Here is a 16,205-nt window from a genome sequence, read left to right on the forward strand (position 1 = left end):
TCCGCTGCTGCCCCCGACGCGCCACCGCGATCGTCAAAGCCATCCTCGCCCTACATCACGTCCAGACCAGCCAAAACCCACGATGAAAAGCGCTCCGTGGTGGAAAACCCGTCCGTCCTGGAGATCGCCCTCATTCGCCGAAGCCGGATCCCGCTGGCCTGTACCAGCGGGCAGTTGCGGGCCGTGGACCACGTCCTACTGCAACTGGCCATCCGCTGCGGAGCACACATCCGATACGCCGGCGACATCGACACCGCCGGCCTGCAGATTGCCGACGCGGTCGTCCGTCTCTACAACGCCGAGCTGCTCGCCATGGATCCGATGACCGTACATGCGGCCACCAAGGCGTCCTCAAAAAGCGGCGAAGATCCGACCGGCTCCACCGACGGGCAGAACATCGTCGTCTTTCAGGAACACGACGTAGTCCTGGCCAGGATTTTCGGCAAGATGTAGCACATCCATTCGGCAGTCCCAGAATTCTCACCTGCCCAGGTCCGTCCGGTGGGCGGCGCACCGCGCTTGCCGGCGACCTGGCGGTGGCCCGGCGCCCAGGTGGACGGGCGAGGGTGTGCCTCCCGTGGCCAAGGGCGCCGAGGGTCGGGATGCCCACATCATCCGACACCAAGATCCTTTGAAGACACCGCCAAGCCCCGCTTGCTGAACTCGGTCAGGTCCACGTCCGCCGATATGGCCTTTTTCTGGGTCAGGTCGGACATCTAGCGCTACCGAGGCCGAGGCACGAATCGGCCATTACCGGCCCGAAGGTGAAGCAAACGTCGAGTGGCTCGTTCTGTCTGCGAGGCCTTTCCCGGAGGGTAGGTCCTTTTCTGAGTCAGGGTGAATATGCCGGGTTCTGTCTCGGCGGCGATCGTCAGCTCAACCGGCTCAGCAGTGAACGGTTCTGGAGGACCGCCTTCCCGCTGGCTGCGAGGGTGATCACGGTGCCGGCGAGGACCACCGCAAACAACGTTTTGCGGTGGTCCAGCCGGTCTAGGAACGCCTTGTTTCTGCCGTCGGCTTCGGTCAGCCGTTCAGCGACCAGCAAACGCTGGCCGATCAGACGGTCTCGCTGGTCCGGATCGAGATCGTCTCTCTGCAACTGCGCGTCGATCCCCGCACCTACCGCCTGCCACTCGCGCATCACCTGGTCCTGGCTCTTGTCGTTCGACGCCAGCGTCGCCTGGTGCACTTCACCGAGCGAGGTCGTCGTGTCGGTCACCAGACGCGCAGCTTCTGGAAACTTCTCCAGGAACACTCGGGTCGTGTTCTCGTCCATGGTCGACACCAGGTCCATGTGCACCTCGCCCGTCACGTTTGGATTTCCGCAGCAGGCAGTGTATCCGGGGCGTGCTCCTCCCACCGTTCCATGAAACCGCCCGTCCACCGCGGTGCCGGCGATCGTGCCCCAGACGCTGCACGTGGACGGTCGAGTAGATCCTGACCCTGTTTCGCCAATCGAGATCCGTGGTTTGCCGAAACAAGCCCACGATTGCCGCGTCAGTGGCCGTGCCTGCCCATAGAGTCTTGTGCTCGGGGCCGTGCCGCGGTGGGACCCGGGCGGACCGCGACGAAGGCGTTGCCCGGCTGTGGGACGGGGCGGCACCGGCGTCATCGGCACCGATGGTCTTCACTTCGATGAGTCAGCTGGGCGGGGAAGGACGACAGGTAGCAGCGAGAGCCTGACCACGCGTTGGCGATCCCCGTGCGCATGGAGGAGGTAGTCACGACGGCGCGAAGGCTCCGCGGGCGTAATGGCCTGAAGAAGCCTGGAGTGCTTGGCCAGGCAGGCTGCGGCGCTGTCGATCACCGCGCTGGTGTCCATTCGGTCACGGATGAACAGCATCAACGCGACTCGGGTGTCAGCTGTCGGAGGTGTGCCCGGCCGCGAGCTGTGGCGACCATGGCTGCTCGGTGCCTGCTCGGAGGTCGGGGAACTGACGCGGATGAACCGCTACCCGCGCGGATTCGACCGGAGGTGCGGGATCCGCTTGCCCATCGATGGGCGAGAATTGATGGCTTCGCCACGACGTAGACCTGCAAGAACGCAACCGGATGGGGACGGACTGTCGGGCTTGCGGTCGGACGAGTTTCGGTCGAGTGTTGGTCGTAGAGGTGTGTGCTTGTGGCTTTGCACTACGGATCAGAAGGTTAGGGGTTCGAGTCCCTTCGGGCGCACAAGATCGACAATGCCCTGACCTGCGGTTCCGCAGGTCAGGGCATTGTTCGCTTCTGTCCATGAGGGACGGTTGGCTGCTCGGTGGCTGCTCGTGCGACGAGCATCCCCTGCGTGTCGGACTGTCTGGGGGCGTCCGGTCGAGTTCGCGCGAGCTTGACGATGCCGAAATTCCTACCCTCCTCAATTAATCCACGAAAATTGATTGAGTGCGTGGATAGGCGGGTGGGGTGAGGGCGTGGTTCCGCATCTTGCCGTCGAGTTGGACCAGCGCGGCTTTGCGTTGCGGTACGAGAAGGTGAGCTTGGGGCCGCCAGCGATGACGACGATCTCGTTGAGCCCTGGGGGCATCCGGATCTGGCTCCCCTCTGTGTCAAGACGCTGCCGGGAGGAGAGTTCTATCCTGGGTGGCGGCGGGTCCGGGAAGTGACTTCTCCGAAGAGCCGGCTGGGGGATGTGAGTCGGTCACGCTGGAGCCAGTTGTCGTTCCCTGTTGTCCTCCCGGGCCCGCTGCCGTGGCCGCTGTGGTGTCGTTGATCATGGTCCGGTAGATGATGTCGGACAGGCGTCGTTTCAGCGCCCGCATCGCCTCCATCGATGTCTTGCCGGCTGCCTTCTTGCGGTCGTAGTAGGCGCGGCCTTCGGTGGGGTTGCGTAGCTGGACGGTGGCCATGATGTGCAGCACCCGGTTGATCTGACGGTTGCCTGCTCGGGAGAGTCGGTGGCGGACCTGTTCGCCGGAGGACGCGTCGATGGGGGCGGTGCCGTTCCAGGAGGCGAAGTGAGCCCGGTTCGGGAACCGGGTGATGTCGCCGACCTCGACCAGCAGCCGGGCGGCGCCGGACGGTCCGATGCCGTGCAAATCCATCAAGGTGGTGCCAGTGGACGCCACCAGATCCTTCAACTCTTTGTCTGCCTCCTTGGAACGTCGGTAGACCCGTTCGAGGTCACCGATCAGCTCCGCAGCGACCCGCCGTCGGGCCTTACCGACCGCGTCACGGGGCCGGACGGTGGCCAGCAGCGCCTTGGCCTGGGCGGCGGACAGGCTCTTCTTCGCCCCACCCGGGATGAGTTCCAGCAGCAGTTGATGCAGCTGGGACACCATCCGGGTGTGATCCTCACCCAGACAGCGGCGCCGGTCGACCAGAATCCGCAGCAGAGCCAGTTGCTCATCATTGACCACCGGGCGCAGCCCGGTCATGCGGGTACCGACCAGCGCGATGGAGTGCGCGTCGGTGGCGTCGGTCTTGCGGCCCTGACCGGTGGCGAACACCCGCGCCCTGGCGGACAACTTCGGCGGCACGTCGACGACCTGCTCACCATCGGCCAGCAGCCGGGTGGCGATGTGCCGGCCGATGCCCTGGCAGCCCTCGATCGCCCAGACCCGGTCCGGCCACTGCGTGGCGTAGGTCCTCATCGCCGTGTAGCCGCCGCGGTCGGTGTCGAACCGGCCGCCGCCGACGATGGTCTCGTCGCCGGCCATGACCTCGATCGTTGCCGAGCGCTTGTGCGGGTCCATCCCGATGACCACACGATCTGACGTGAGACTCAACGCGTCCTCCGATGCTCGATCCACCTGTGTTGTCGAGCCGGGAGGGCAACGCTACTTCGAGCCGAGCAAACCCCTCTTGAGCCTCTCCCTGCCCTGAGGCGACGCCCGGGCCGCGCAGGCCAAATGAGAGCCACACGACCAGCGTGGGCAGCCGATGAGAGAGCGACAGCCCGGGCGCCTCGACCGAAGCCTGGCCGGGCCACGGTCGCAGGTCAATGAAACAAGTAGCCGATGAGCGAGCACTTGTCGGGCTTCGGGCCATCAGCGCGGTGGGCGTCCATCGCTCGTCCATCGCTGTGCGGTGCGGGTTCCCCTGCGGATCGGCTACCTGCGCAGGGCGTGGACCGGGGAGGAGGTCGTGGCCTATGGGGTCGGGGTGCTGAGGACCCGAAGCGCTCCTTCGGTCAGGATGTGGCTCGCCTTGACCGCCGCAGGGACGTTCGGCGCGTCCAACCATTCGGGGTCGTGGTCGGGTTCCCATCCGACGATGTCGGTCGCGATGGCCAATGCCTCATCGTCGGGGGAGCGCACGAGGGCGTGCGCCAGGTTCAGGTAGGCACCTTGCAGCGTCCCGTCGAACTCGTCGGCCATGTCGGCGATACGGGCGGCGATGGGGTGTGCGTGGTGGGGGTACAGCGCGGTCAGGCACGCCAATGCGTAGCGGACGGCGGCGGGTTCGATGTCCCACCGGGCGAGCAGCGCGGGAAGCTGCCCACCGACGGTGCGGTGCACCTGCTGGACCTGTTCGTCGACGGCGGGTGGCCGGCCTTTGGCAGCGGCGTAGTCGGCGTCGCCGAGGAACTCCTCGGCGCGCCGGCCGGCCGCGATGAGCAGCCACACGTGCAGGTCGAGCCGCTGGTGTGCCGGCAGCGCCCCGGCGACGATCATGCGGGTCAGGAACGGTAACGCCGGCGCGGTCGCCGAGTAGCAGGTGCCCTGGTGCAGCAGGTCGTCGCCGAACAGTTCGTCGAGCGTCTGCTCCCAGTTGCCGTATGGGTCCGCCAGTGCCCGCACCAGGCCGGGAACATTGTCGGCGGGCCCGTGGGCGTGCTCCAGATCCGCCCAGGCGATCTCGTCCAACCCGGACAGGTCGATCGGCACGTCCCTGACCTGGTCGGGCGTCAGTGCCAGGCTCGCGGGCGGCGGTGCCTCACCGATGACAACGTCGGGCACCGGCGGCCGGGCACCGGGGTTGGTGTACTCGATCGCGGCGCCCGTCGGCCGGATCCGCGCGAGCAGCGAAGGGTCACAGCGGCTACCGCCGTCGGGATAGCCGGCGTGCCGACGTGCCACCACGGCAGCCTGCCGCCCGACCGCGTCGATAGCACGGTGCCCGGCGGCGTCCGGCGGGTAAGGGCCCTCGTCGAAGGCCATGACGGCCCACCCGGCCGTATGGCGGGCCGGTCCGGCGGTGACCAGGGAGAAGCCGTACCCGGCCAATTCCTCTGCCAGCGCCCGCGCCTCGTCCTCGCCCGGCACCACGAAAGCGTGGGTGCCGGCCACCGCAGACCAACCAGTCAATGCCTCGGATCCTTCCACGATCGTCGCCCACCAGCGATCGCCCACTGCTCGGGCAACGGGGAAGCCGCTGCCGTCCCCTTCGGCTCCCACACAGGTCCGGGCGTTGGCGCCGCGCCACCAGCCGCTTGGCCTTCCACCACATATAAAGGGTGAGTGCTCATCAATGAGCACGAAGAGTAGCGCCACGGAGGAGCCCTACCGGGCGCGGGTTCCCGCTGACGTTGACGCCCCAGACAAGGTCGCCTACGGCCTGACCTGGCGGCAACTGGCCATCCGCGCCGCCGCCGGAATGCTGTTCTACACCGCTGGACGGTCCAGCCGTGGGCGGTGCGGTCGGTTTCGGTGCTGTCCAGCCAGTTCTGCCGTGCTCGGTGGGCGGCGGTCTAGGCCGTGTTTCATAGCTCGGGTCGGAGCCACGCGTTGATCGCGGCGATGTGGACCGTGGCCTGGTAGCGCACGGCGAGCTTGTCGAACCTGGTGGCCATGGCTCGATGGCGTTTGAGCTGGTTGATGCCGCACTCCACGGCGTGACGTTGCTGGTAGATGTGGGCGTCGAAGGTCGGCGGTCGGCCGCCCTTGGACCCCTTTCTGCGCCGGCTTGCGGCCTGATCGATCTTGATCGGGATCGTGGCCGGGATACCACGTCGGCGTAGGTGCTCACGGTTGGCGCGGGAGCTGTGTCCGCGAGGACCCGGTCGGGTCGAGTGCGGGGCCGGCCGCCGTCGGGCCGGGGGACCCGGATGCGGGCCAGGACCCGGGTGAACTGCGGACTGTCACCGCGCTGCCCGCCAGTCAGCAGCATCGACAGCGGCTTGCGGCCCTACTCGCAGGCCAGGCGCAGTGTGGTGGTCCAGCCACCCCGCGACCGACCCAGAGCATGATCAGCTGGCTCGTCCTCGACCCCACCGGGTGGCTCCTTCTGCAACACGGGTCGGGTGCGGGCACCGGCGGCGTGCTGATGCGCCCGAGCAATCGTCGAATCGACGCTGACGTCCCAGGTGATCAGACCGGCGGCGTCGGCGCGGGTCTGCAACCCGGTGACGAACCGCTGCCACACCCCGGCACGCTGCCAACGGCGGAACAGCCCGTAGACCGTCTGCCAGGGCCCGTAACACTCCGGAACATCCCGCCAGGGCGAGCCCACCCGGACCCGCCACCGAATCCCATCGATGAGCTGCCGTTTACTCCACTTCAGCGGTCGCCCTGGCTTCTTGCCCCTCGGCAGCAGCGGTTCCAGCGCCGCCCACTGCACGTCAGTCAGGTCGAACCACCTCGTCACCGGTATGGTGGCCACGAGGTCTCCGTGCTGATGGTATGTCTTGGTCGATGAACCATCTACCGGAGACCTCACTGCGTATCGATCACCGACACGCCGAGATCTCCCTGGCCGGGGCTGACTGGCCAACCTCAGCTATGAAACACGGCCTAGTAGTGCTTTGTTAGGTCGGCGTGTCGTGGGGTGGTCTGGGTGGTCCGGGGTAGTTCGATGTTGCGGTGACCCCTGACGAGCTTTCGGTTGTACGGCAACGGCTTGAGGCGTTTGCTGCGGACGTGTTCACCCCGCTGGTGCGGTCGGATCAGCGGGTCAAGGGTGAGACGTATCTGCGGGGGCTGTTGTTGGACGGGCGGCGTAAGTCGATGCAGCCGATGGCGCAGCGGCTCGGGGTGGATCATCAGGGCTTGCAGCAGTTCGTAACGACCTCGACGTGGGACACCACGGAGGTGCGGATGCGGCTGGCCCGCCGGGCGGTCGACGTGGTCGGGCCGGCGGCGTGGGTGGTCGACGACACCGGTTTCCCGAAGGACGGCAAGGGCTCACCGGGTGTGGCCAGGCAGTACTCCGGCACGTTGGGCAAGGTGGCGAACTGCCAGATCGGGGTAAGCGTCCACGCGGTCACCGACACCGCATCGTGCCCTCTGGACTGGCGGCTGTTCCTGCCGATGTCGTGGGACGAGCAGAGCGTCGATGAAGCCGACCGCCCCGAGGTGGCCGCTCGCCGGGCCCGGTGCGGGATACCTGCCAACGAGCATCACCGGCCGAAGTGGGCACTCGTGGTGGAGATGCTCGACGAGCTGGCCGAGCACGGGCTGCGCCCACCGCTGCTGGCCGCCGACGCCGGCTACGGCGACAACAGCCAGTTCCGCAGCGCCCTGGACCAGCGTGGGATCGGCTACATCATGCAGGTCAAAGGCGACGCCCTCGCCCACAAGCCGGACGTGCAACCCGTGCCACGGGTCTGGTCCGGGCGGGGCCGACCACCCACTCGCACCGACCCGCGCTACCCCAAGACCGCGGTCAGCCTGACCGAACACCTCAGCGCCGCCGGACGCGACACCGCAGAGACGATCACCTGGCGGGAAGGCTCGAAAGGCACGATGAGCTCCCAGTTCGTCTTCCTGCGGGTGCGCCCGGCCGGGCACCGCGTCGCCCGCGACACCGACGGCACCCTGCCCGAGCGGTGGCTGATCGCCCAGTGGCCCGACGACCAGCCCGAGCCAATCAAGTACTGGCTGTCCAGCCTGCCCGCCACCACCAGCCACACCGACCTGGTCCGCTACGGCAAGATCCGCTGGCGCATCGAACACGACTACCGCGAACTGAAGACCGGCCTCGGCCTGGACCACTTCGAAGGCCGCTCCTGGATCGGCTGGCACCGCCACGTCACCCTCGTCACCGCCGCGCACCTGTTCATCACCGAACTACGCCTGGACCCAAAAGCGGCTGCGCCGGCCTGACCCTCTACACGGTCATCCGCGAGCTGCAACGACTCCTCGCGACCTGGACCGGCGCCTGCCTCACCTGCCACCAACCCGTGAAACCGCTACACCCCAACAAACGCCACCGAACCTAACATAGCACTACTAGCCGTTGACATCATCGGCGAAGGGTATTCACCGTTCGTCGTGCCGAACGAGGGGCCGGACTTCGAAGTCCCACCGCCGTGAGTGCGCTGTGGACGGTGACGACGAAGTGCAGGGATCTGCCGCTGAGCGGGTGCGCTACCTGCTGGCCGCTGCCTTACGCTGGGTGGCTGGACTTCGGTCCGGCCGACGTCCCGAACTGCCGATGTCAGCGTGTCTGAGCTCAGGGGACCGCAAGAAGATCTTCACACTCCCCGGCTATCGCTTTGCGGCAGTCGCAAGTGGCGGTTCGCCACTATACGTGGGGTGGGGTGACGGTGTTCGTGGGGAATTTCTGGTGGGACATGTCGCGATTGCGGAGGATCTCGTTCTGATGGTCACGGACCCACTGCACGAGGCCGCTCGCGGCCTCGTGCAGTGAGCGGCCGAGTGGCGTCAGTGCGTATTCGACCCTCGGGGGGACTTCCGGGTACGCGGTCCTGGTCGCCAACCCGTCGCGGGTGAGGGCGCGTAGCGTCTGGCTGAGCATCCGCTGGGAGATGCCAGTGACCTGCTCGTGCAGCGCGGTGAAGCGCAGCGGGCCGGACGCCAGAACTGTGATGGTCCACAGCGTCCACTTGTCACCCACCCGTGCCAGCACGTCGCGGCCGAGTTCGATCGTCTGGGTACAGTCTGGCGCGCCCCCGCGTGGTGCATGTTCGGTACTGAGACGGCTTGTCATCGTCTTCTGTTCCTCGTGCGTCAGTAGCTGACTTCGAAGTGCGTGTGGGAGAGCCGGACTAAAACCGCTGGATGCGCGTTTCTTACTGATCGTAACTGACGTGTGGTCACCCGTTCGTGGCCATGACGGTGGGAGGATGACATGGTCCTGCACGACACCTTCACGATCTCGCGGCACCTCGACGTACCGCCGAACGAGGTCTTCACCGCGTTCGCCGACACTGCGATCAGGCAGCGGTGGTTCCGGCTTCCCGGCAGCGAAGCCTCTTACGAGCACGACTTCCGGGTCGGCGGTGGCGAGATGGCGCGCAGCACCTTCACCGGGCTGGACACGGCGCCCGAGCGACTGGAGTACCGGTCGCGGTACATCGACATCGCGGACGCACACCGGATCGTCTACAGCTACGAGGCTGTCGTCGACGGCGAACTGCGATGGATCTCGCTGGTCACCGTCCGCCTCGAAGCCGAGACAGACGGAACCCGCCTGGAACGGACCGAACAGGTGACCTTCCTCAGATACGCGGGGAACGGCAGTACGGACCTGGCGCACCTACGCGGCGGGAGTGTGCTGCAACTGAACGGCCTCGACGCGGCCCTGCAATCCGGCCATCGGCGTCAGTAATTCGCAGTGCACGGCCTTCTAAGCACCTCGCGCGTGAGGATCTCGACCGATCCGTTGATGATCTCGATGGTGACGGTGCCGCCTTCGGTCGGCGCCACGACGCCTATCGCGGGGTCGTACGCGGGCACGGTCAGCGAGTTGTCGGTCATGGCGGGCATCTTGCCTGAGGGTGATGGGTTCCGCTCATGGCCGCCGACCGCGTGCCACGGACGGTGACTGCTCTCGAGCCAGCCAGCGTCCGGACGTGGCCGAGATGAGGGAGGCGTTCGTTGGTGAGTCACCGTAGTGCTGCTGCGAGGTCTGCGGCGTTGTCGAACGCCGGTGCGGCCCTTTCGGACTCGTCTTTCGTGAGCGTGACGGACTGGGCGCGGGCCAGCATCTCGGTCGCGGTCTTCGGATCGTGCAGCACCATCGCGAGTTCGGCGCGGTAGACGAGGACCTCCACCTGCTCGACCGGGTCGTCGTCGGTTTGCGGGCGGGCCAACGCGCCGTCGAGGATCCGAACGGCCTGTCCGACGTTTCCCCGGGAATCGGCCTGCACGACAGCATTCGCTAGGGCCTTGGCCAGCCGCCCGGCAGGCGTGGTGGCCGGCATGGGCGCGGTGGCGGCGCCCCGAAAGACGCGGATCCAGTTGCCACCCGGGTCGATGACACTGAATCCGCCCACCCCGTCGGCGTTCTTCCGCGCCCTGGGCCGGGTCATCCGCGGCGTTCCGGACACCAGTACCTTGCCGTACGCGGCGCGCATGCCGGCGGCGAATGCCCGGTGTAGTCCCTCGATGTCCGTGGTGAGTACGAGACAGGAGCCATAGGACTGCTGCGGGTCGAATCCGGGGATCTCGAAGAACTGTAGATGCAGGTCTTCCCGCTGCACCGCCACGCACGGGTTGGGCTTGCGCTGCTTGTACGTGGTGCGGAAGCCGAGAACTCCGTAGAAGGTTTCGATGTCGTCAATGGATGCGCACGGCAGCAGGGGAACGGTCCGCTCGTTGGTCATGCCTCCTTCCTAGGCGTCGCGGGGTGTCCGTCGCCCATGGAAATAGCCGATCATCGTTGTCGGCCATCCGATCGGCTGATGGCCCAGAACGCAACCCTGCCGGGCCGAGCCCCCAGCGGTTGGCCAGTGGGCCCCGGTGTACGCGATCGTCATCGAGGCACCGGCGGGCTGGTCCTGGACGAGGAGTGGGCCGAACCACGGCCGGGTACGTACCTCTCCGGCACGATGCCGCACTACGATGCCCCGCATGCGGTGGGAGACCGGAGTGATCGCGGCAGTGGTGTTGTGCGTCGACATCGTCGATCCGAACCTGCCCGACCTGCGGATCGTGACCCCGACCCGGCCGGCCGGCACCGTCCCCGTCGAGACTGGCTGACCTCATGAGCCCCGGTGGCACTGATGCGAGCCTGCTGGAGTTGGTGGTGGGCTTCCTCGTCGCGGTCTCGGTCATCGCGGTGATCACGATGATCCTGCGTCGCCGCAGTGGCCGCCAGGACCTGCTGGGCACCCAGGTACGCGAGATGCAGGCACGGGCCGCCGCCGCTGCCTCCCCGGACGCGGACACCCGCCTGCGGGACGCGGCCACCCGGATCGCCGACGCCCGCATCCACGAGGCCGCCTCCCGCGCCCCCGCCGACGCCACTTCTGGCGCCCTGACCTCTGATGCGTCTGCTGCGGATGCGGCGTCACCCGGAGCGGGTTTTCCGGATGCCACGGCGGTGAACCGGTCGGCCCCGGACACCACTGCTCCGCCGAGCGGGTGGCCGTCTGCGGCCGGCGGGAACAGCGACGCGATGGCCGACGCGTTCACCTGGCTCCGGATCGCGGCACTCGTGGAAGCCGGACAGCGTGAGCAGGCGATCGAGCTGCTCAGCAGCACGATGACCATCTCGGCAGACGAGGCGGAGATGCTCGTCGACGGCCTGAACGACGCGGGCGGCGAGCGCCGCCCGGACTGACCCGCGTGTAGTCCGGTCGGCGATGCGCCGGCTCTGCAGTACGCGCGCGTGCGGCGCGACGAGGTCAGGCGATCGAGAACCCGATTCCCGCCGCAGTGGTCAGACCAGCAGACTCTCCCGCATCCGCGCGCCCAGGTTGATCCCGCCGACCACTCGGGGACCGGACGGATCGTGGACGTCGAGCGTGTTGTTGCGGCGCATCACCTCACGGACCGAGGGCGGCAGCCGGGGCGGGTCGTCCATGGCCGCGAGGACCTGACCGGCGGTCGAGATCAGTCGATCGGCCAGGGCTGCGGCATCGGTGTCCACCCGTACCTGGCCGTGCTCCATGCCGACGGTGGTGAGGTCGAGCACCTCGAACACGCGGGTGAGGAGCGGGTTCGGGTCGGTCACCTTGTCGAGCCGAGGTGCGTGGCTGCCGACCACCGCGACGGCGGCGGTCACCTGCGCGTACGGGTGGAGGCCGCACGGGAGCCCGACGAGGGGCCACCGCAGCGCCGGTCCGGCCTCCTTCCACAGCGGCCGGTAGTTGCGGCGGTGCACCAGGAGCCGCCGACCCGTCCGTCGGTACACGTCGTGGGCCTGGGCCTGCAGGTGCGTGTGGGCCTCGTCGGCGGCGTCGCTGACGATCCGGGCCGCCACCACCAGGCCGTCGTCGTCATTCAGCATCCGGATGATCGCTTCGACCTGTTCCGGGAACCGGGCCTGTGAGCCCGCGCCGTACCGGTGCCGCACGTCCCGCAGCAGTGCCTGCTGCCGCTCTGGATCGAGCTGGACTCGCCTGCTACCCAGCAACTGCCGGAGCCAACGCATCTCGCCTCGTTTCAGCCGCTGCGGACCGCGGCAATGCTAGTGCGTCGGACGCCCCTCGTATCGTCTGGGGGTGCTGGGGACTCGCCAACCTTGACGGCGATGTGCGCATATCCGGGGTTCTGCAGAGATCGCTCCGGTGTGGTGGCGGGACTGTTGCTTCCCGCCACCACACCGGAGCGATTTTCGAGTTTGGTTGCCGAGTTCGAGAGGCCGGCCCGGCGCGGGCCGAGTGTCAGGTGAGGTGTCGTGCGAGCGATTCGCCTTCGACGTCGAAGGTCGGCACGACCTTCTGCATCCAGCGGGGCATCCACCAGATCCGCCGGCCGAGGATGAGCATGACGGCGGGAACGATCAGCATGCGGACCAGGAATGCGTCGACGAGGACACCGATGGCCAGCGCGAAACCGATGGTCTTGAGGATGATGTCGTCGGTGAGGGTGAAGCCCGCGAAGACGCCGACCATGATGAGCGCTGCGGCGGCCACCACGCGGGCGCTGTGGGTGAAGCCGTCGATGACCGCCTGGCGTGCCGGGGTGCCGTGGACGTACGCCTCCCGCATGCGGGTGACGAGGAAGACCTCGTAGTCCATGGCCAGGCCGAACAGGATGCCGGTGAGCAGGATCGGCAGCAGGAACAGCACCGGCCCCTCGGTGTCGAGACCGACGAGTTCGTTGAGCCAGCCCCACTGGAAGACCGCGACGGTCGCTCCGAGGGAGACGCCCACGGAGAACAGGAAGCCGAGCGCCGCCTTGACGGGTACCCAGATCGAGCGGAACACGGCGATGAGCAGGATGAGCGCCAGCCCCACCACGACGGCGAGATAGAGCGGGAACACCTCGGTCAGCTCGTTGGAGATGTCGACGCCGACGGCGGTGACACCGGTGACCAGGGCGCGGGCTCCGGTCTGGTCGGGCAGGTCGGAGAGCGTGGCCCGGATGCCGGCGACAAGGTCCTTGGTCGACTCGTTCGCGGGGCCGGACTGGGGGATCACCGTGAGGGTCGCGTACTGCGTCGTGCCGAGCTGCTCTGCGAAGGCCTGCTGGGCCTCCGGGGTGTCACTGGTGATGGGCGGGATCACGGCGGTGATGTTGGAGTCGTCCTCGGCGGCCAGTGCCAGCAACCGCTCGGTGGCGGTCCCGACTGCGGCGGCCGGGTCGGTGGCCTGCGCGGTGTCGATGACGACGAGCAGCGGCCCGTTGGCGCCCGCGCCGAAGTTGTCGGCGATGAGGTCGTAGGCGACCCGTACGTCGCTGCCTGCGGGCTTGGTGCTGTCGTCCGGGAGTGCGAGCTGGAGGGAGGCCACCGGGATGGAGGCGACGACGGCAGCCGCGATGCCGGCGACGAGCGCGGGCCAGCGGACGCGGGCGAGACCTTCGATCCAACGCCGACCGAGGGTACGTGAGGTGCCGGAACTCCGGCCGGCGTCGGTCTCCTCGGCGGCGGCGGCGATCTGCTTCTTCACCACGCGGGCGCCGGCGAAACCGAGCAGTGCGGGGAGCAGCGTCAGCGCGATGAGGACGGCGAGCGCGACGGTGAACGCGGCACCCAGCCCCATCTCGGTGAGGAATCCGATGCCGCAGAGGGCGAGGCCGACGAGAGCGATGACGACGGTGAGGCCGGCGAAGACCACTGCGGAGCCTGCGGTGCCGACGGCCCGGCCGATCGCCTCCTCCAGCGGGCGTCCCTGGCGGACCTCGGCCTGGTAACGAGACAGGATGAACAGCGCGTAGTCGATGCCGACCGCCAGCCCGAGCATGGTGCCGAGCGCGGGGGTGGTGGTGCTCAGCTCGACGAAGCCGGTGAGGGCGGCGATGGAGGCGGCACCGATTCCGACGCCCACCAGCGCGGTCAGCAGCGGCATCCCGGCCGCGACGAGCGACCCGAGGGTGAGGGCCAGCACGACGAAGGCGATGGCGATGCCGATCAGTTCGGCGATGGCGCCACCGATCTCCACACCGAGTACGTCGCCACCGACGGTGGCGGTCAGTCCGGCCCGCTTGGCGACATCGCGGGCGGCCTCCAGCGCCTCCCGGTCCGAGGTGGTCAGGTCGACCGCGCCGCGGGAGTAGCTGACCGAGGCGAAGCCGGTACGCCCGTCCTCGGAGATGGCACCGGCCTCGAACGGGTCGACGATCGACCGGACGTGTTCCGTCCGCAGCGCGGCGAGCGAGTCGGCCACGGCCTGCTGGTTGGCCGGGTCTGCCAGCGTCTCGCCGTCCGGGGCCTGGAACACCACCCGCGCCGTCGCGCCGTTCGGCACCGCCTCGGGGTCCCGCTCCCTGATGAGGTCGAACGCCTGCGTCGACTCGATGCCGGACAGCTCGAAGCCGTCATTCGTCTTGCCGGACAGGGTCGTCGCACCGAGCGCGACGGTGAGGAGCAGCAGGGCCCAGATTCCCGCCACGGTCCAGCGGCGTCGGAACGACCAGCGTCCGAGCCTGAACAAGTGCCATGCCATGCCGTCTCCTCCTGCGTCTCGGTGAACAGGTCCCGCGTGGGCACCTCGCCTGGCTCCAGCCGACGAAGCGCGACCTCACGGCCTGTCGTGCCGCAGACGCTAGCACGAAAATATCCGACTGGATATTTTCGTGGTCGTGGTCATAGGATCGGGCAGGCGGCGCACCATGCCGACCGCCGATCGCTCTGGAGGTGGGCCATGACCGACCCGGAAAAGCGGGACAGCTCGAAGCGGGGGCCGTACGCCAAGGGGCTCGCGCGGCGGCAGCAGATCATCGACGAGGTGTTGGCGGTCTACGACCGGCTGGGATACGAGGGCACCTCGCTGCGCGCCATCGGTGAGGCGATCGGCGTGACGCATCCGGTGCTCAAGCACCACTTCGGCACCCGCGAGCAGCTCTTCATCGAAGTTCTGCGGGAACACGACCGCCGTTTCCTCGAAACCGCGTACGACGGAGACGACAGCTTCGTCGAGCTGATCCATCAGTCGACCGAGCACAGCATGCGCGTACCTGGGCTGATGTCGTTGCTGAACAGCATGGTGGCCCACGCCCTGGAGGCCGGCAACGAGCGCTCGCGCGCCCACTTCTCCGAGCGGTACGCCGACCTGCGCGAGAAGATCGCAGGACTTCTCGCCGAAGGTCAGGAGGCCGGGGCCGTACGCACGGACATCGCCCTGGACCAGGCGGCCTCGCTCGTCCTCGCGGCGGCCGACGGCCTCAGCACCCAGTGGCTGCTCGACGGGAGCGCCGACATCAAGAGCGGCCTGCTACTGCTGCAACGCCTCCTCGCACCACCGGCCCGGCAGGCGGCGCAGACCGACGTCTAGGCGGCAGCAGCAAACCAGTGGCCCCGCAAACCCGTCCGGCGCTACCTTGCAGCAGGAACTCTTCCTCCGACTTCCGCACGAGAGGACATCACCCCGCGTGACGCCGCCCGCTCTGTAGACCTGACACCGCTCCGTGCACCGGTCGCCGACCTCGCCGTCGGCTCTCTTTCCGTGCCTTCCGTCAGGTCTTCAGAGGGATCATGTCTACGCGTCCTCTCATCGTGCCGTCCGCCATCGGTCTACCTGTCCGGCTCTCGCCGCCGACGATTCCCGATGGTCACTGTCAGTCCGACACCCCCTCCGCCCTCGTCATTCATGGCCTTCCCGAACCGCTGATCGTGCGGTGGCGCCGGGGAGAGCGGGAGAGGTTCACTCGTCCGGTGCGAAGCCGTCGCCGCGGGCCCGAGCCGGGGCGAGAGCTGCGGTGGCCTCGCCCGGGGCTGCATCACGCCTCGCTCCGCGCCTGGTCGCGGGTCGCCGAGCGCGACCGATGGCCGGGACCGGTGCGGTTCCGGCGCCGGAGGTGAACGCCTCAAGCGGTCGATCCGACCCTGGCGTGCGCGGGTGCTGCGACCGTGTCGGGCGCTGGCCTGCGCCGCATCGTCGGTCCTGACCTGTTCCGAGTAGTGCGGCCCATTTGTCCGATGGCGATCCAGGCTGCCGCGTTGGCCAGCAGGAGGTGGGTAGATCTGTTGTCGTT

14 protein-coding genes and 2 pseudogenes are annotated in these 16,205 nt (G+C 68.0%); 7 read left to right on the plus strand and 9 right to left on the minus strand.

The window, feature by feature from the left end:
- Window positions 1-453: DUF2399 domain-containing protein (locus ABT008_RS25060; RefSeq protein ID WP_350698975.1), on the plus strand; the 453-nt coding region annotated here is incomplete at its 5' end.
- Between the two features lie 418 nt (window positions 454-871).
- Here ABT008_RS25060 and ABT008_RS25065 read toward each other — a convergent pair.
- The 3 genes from ABT008_RS25065 to ABT008_RS25075 all read right to left on the minus strand — a co-directional run bounded on the left by ABT008_RS25065 (window position 872) and on the right by ABT008_RS25075 (window position 5,246).
- Window positions 872-1,312: a hypothetical protein gene (locus tag ABT008_RS25065; RefSeq protein ID WP_350698977.1), complete on the minus strand. Its 441-nt coding sequence runs from the start codon at window positions 1,310-1,312 to the stop codon at window positions 872-874.
- A 1,234-nt stretch (window positions 1,313-2,546) separates the two neighbouring features.
- A complete protein-coding gene (locus tag ABT008_RS25070; RefSeq protein ID WP_502890505.1) occupies window positions 2,547-3,692 on the minus strand; it encodes an IS110 family RNA-guided transposase in 1,146 nt (381 codons plus the stop codon).
- Between the two features lie 396 nt (window positions 3,693-4,088).
- Window positions 4,089-5,246, minus strand: a complete 1,158-nt coding sequence (locus ABT008_RS25075; protein ID WP_350698981.1) for a hypothetical protein — start codon at window positions 5,244-5,246, stop codon at window positions 4,089-4,091.
- A gap of 163 nt (window positions 5,247-5,409) precedes the next feature.
- Between ABT008_RS25075 and ABT008_RS25080 the strand changes: the two are divergent.
- Window positions 5,410-5,553: pseudogene (locus ABT008_RS25080) on the plus strand (PrgI family protein); the annotation flags it as partial.
- A gap of 88 nt (window positions 5,554-5,641) precedes the next feature.
- Here ABT008_RS25080 and ABT008_RS25085 read toward each other — a convergent pair.
- Window positions 5,642-6,540 (minus strand): annotated as a pseudogene (locus tag ABT008_RS25085) (IS5 family transposase).
- Between the two features lie 200 nt (window positions 6,541-6,740).
- Between ABT008_RS25085 and ABT008_RS25090 the strand changes: the two are divergent.
- Window positions 6,741-7,982, plus strand: coding sequence for an IS701 family transposase (locus tag ABT008_RS25090; protein ID WP_350698983.1), 1,242 nt, complete (start codon window positions 6,741-6,743; stop codon window positions 7,980-7,982).
- Window positions 7,983-8,403: 421 nt separating this feature from the next.
- Here ABT008_RS25090 and ABT008_RS25095 read toward each other — a convergent pair whose 3' ends face one another.
- On the minus strand, window positions 8,404-8,736 hold the full coding sequence (locus tag ABT008_RS25095) for a winged helix-turn-helix transcriptional regulator (protein WP_350698985.1): 333 nt from the start codon (window positions 8,734-8,736) through the stop codon (window positions 8,404-8,406).
- Between the two features lie 234 nt (window positions 8,737-8,970).
- On the opposite strand from ABT008_RS25095, the gene ABT008_RS25100 reads away from it, so the two are divergent.
- Complete coding sequence (locus tag ABT008_RS25100; protein WP_350698987.1) at window positions 8,971-9,450, plus strand: SRPBCC domain-containing protein; 480 nt, start codon at window positions 8,971-8,973, stop codon at window positions 9,448-9,450.
- On the opposite strand, the gene ABT008_RS25105 is transcribed toward ABT008_RS25100, so the two are convergent.
- Together ABT008_RS25105 and ABT008_RS25110 are read right to left on the minus strand one after the other, a co-directional pair.
- Window positions 9,444-9,599, minus strand: a complete 156-nt coding sequence (locus tag ABT008_RS25105) for a hypothetical protein (protein WP_350698989.1) — start codon at window positions 9,597-9,599, stop codon at window positions 9,444-9,446. The genes ABT008_RS25100 and ABT008_RS25105 overlap by 7 nt on opposite strands.
- 128 nt (window positions 9,600-9,727) lie before the next feature.
- Window positions 9,728-10,447 carry a DUF8817 family protein gene (locus tag ABT008_RS25110; protein ID WP_350698991.1) on the minus strand — a complete coding sequence of 240 codons (720 nt, stop codon included), beginning with the start codon at window positions 10,445-10,447 and terminating at the stop codon, window positions 9,728-9,730.
- 247 nt (window positions 10,448-10,694) lie between these two features.
- On the opposite strand from ABT008_RS25110, the gene ABT008_RS25115 reads away from it, so the two are divergent.
- Window positions 10,695-10,823 (plus strand): hypothetical protein, encoded by a 129-nt coding sequence (locus tag ABT008_RS25115; protein WP_350698992.1) that lies wholly within the window; start codon window positions 10,695-10,697, stop codon window positions 10,821-10,823.
- Between the two features lie 4 nt (window positions 10,824-10,827).
- Window positions 10,828-11,406, plus strand: a complete 579-nt coding sequence (locus ABT008_RS25120; protein ID WP_350698994.1) for a hypothetical protein — start codon at window positions 10,828-10,830, stop codon at window positions 11,404-11,406.
- Between the two features lie 99 nt (window positions 11,407-11,505).
- Here ABT008_RS25120 and ABT008_RS25125 read toward each other — a convergent pair whose 3' ends face one another.
- Window positions 11,506-12,219: a hypothetical protein gene (locus ABT008_RS25125; protein ID WP_350698996.1), complete on the minus strand. Its 714-nt coding sequence runs from the start codon at window positions 12,217-12,219 to the stop codon at window positions 11,506-11,508.
- A gap of 232 nt (window positions 12,220-12,451) precedes the next feature.
- The gene (locus tag ABT008_RS25130) at window positions 12,452-14,677 is read right to left on the minus strand and encodes an MMPL family transporter (protein ID WP_350698998.1); all 2,226 of its coding nucleotides are present in this window, start codon (window positions 14,675-14,677) and stop codon (window positions 12,452-12,454) included.
- 198 nt (window positions 14,678-14,875) lie between these two features.
- Here ABT008_RS25130 and ABT008_RS25135 point away from each other — a divergent pair, with 198 nt between their 5' ends.
- Window positions 14,876-15,505, plus strand: a complete 630-nt coding sequence (locus ABT008_RS25135) for a TetR/AcrR family transcriptional regulator (RefSeq protein ID WP_350699000.1) — start codon at window positions 14,876-14,878, stop codon at window positions 15,503-15,505.
- Window positions 15,506-16,205 lie beyond the last annotated feature (700 nt).

Origin of the sequence: Micromonospora sp. NPDC002389, assembly GCF_040296095.1 — a bacterium.
Taxonomy (GTDB): Bacteria; Actinomycetota; Actinomycetes; order Mycobacteriales; family Micromonosporaceae; genus Micromonospora.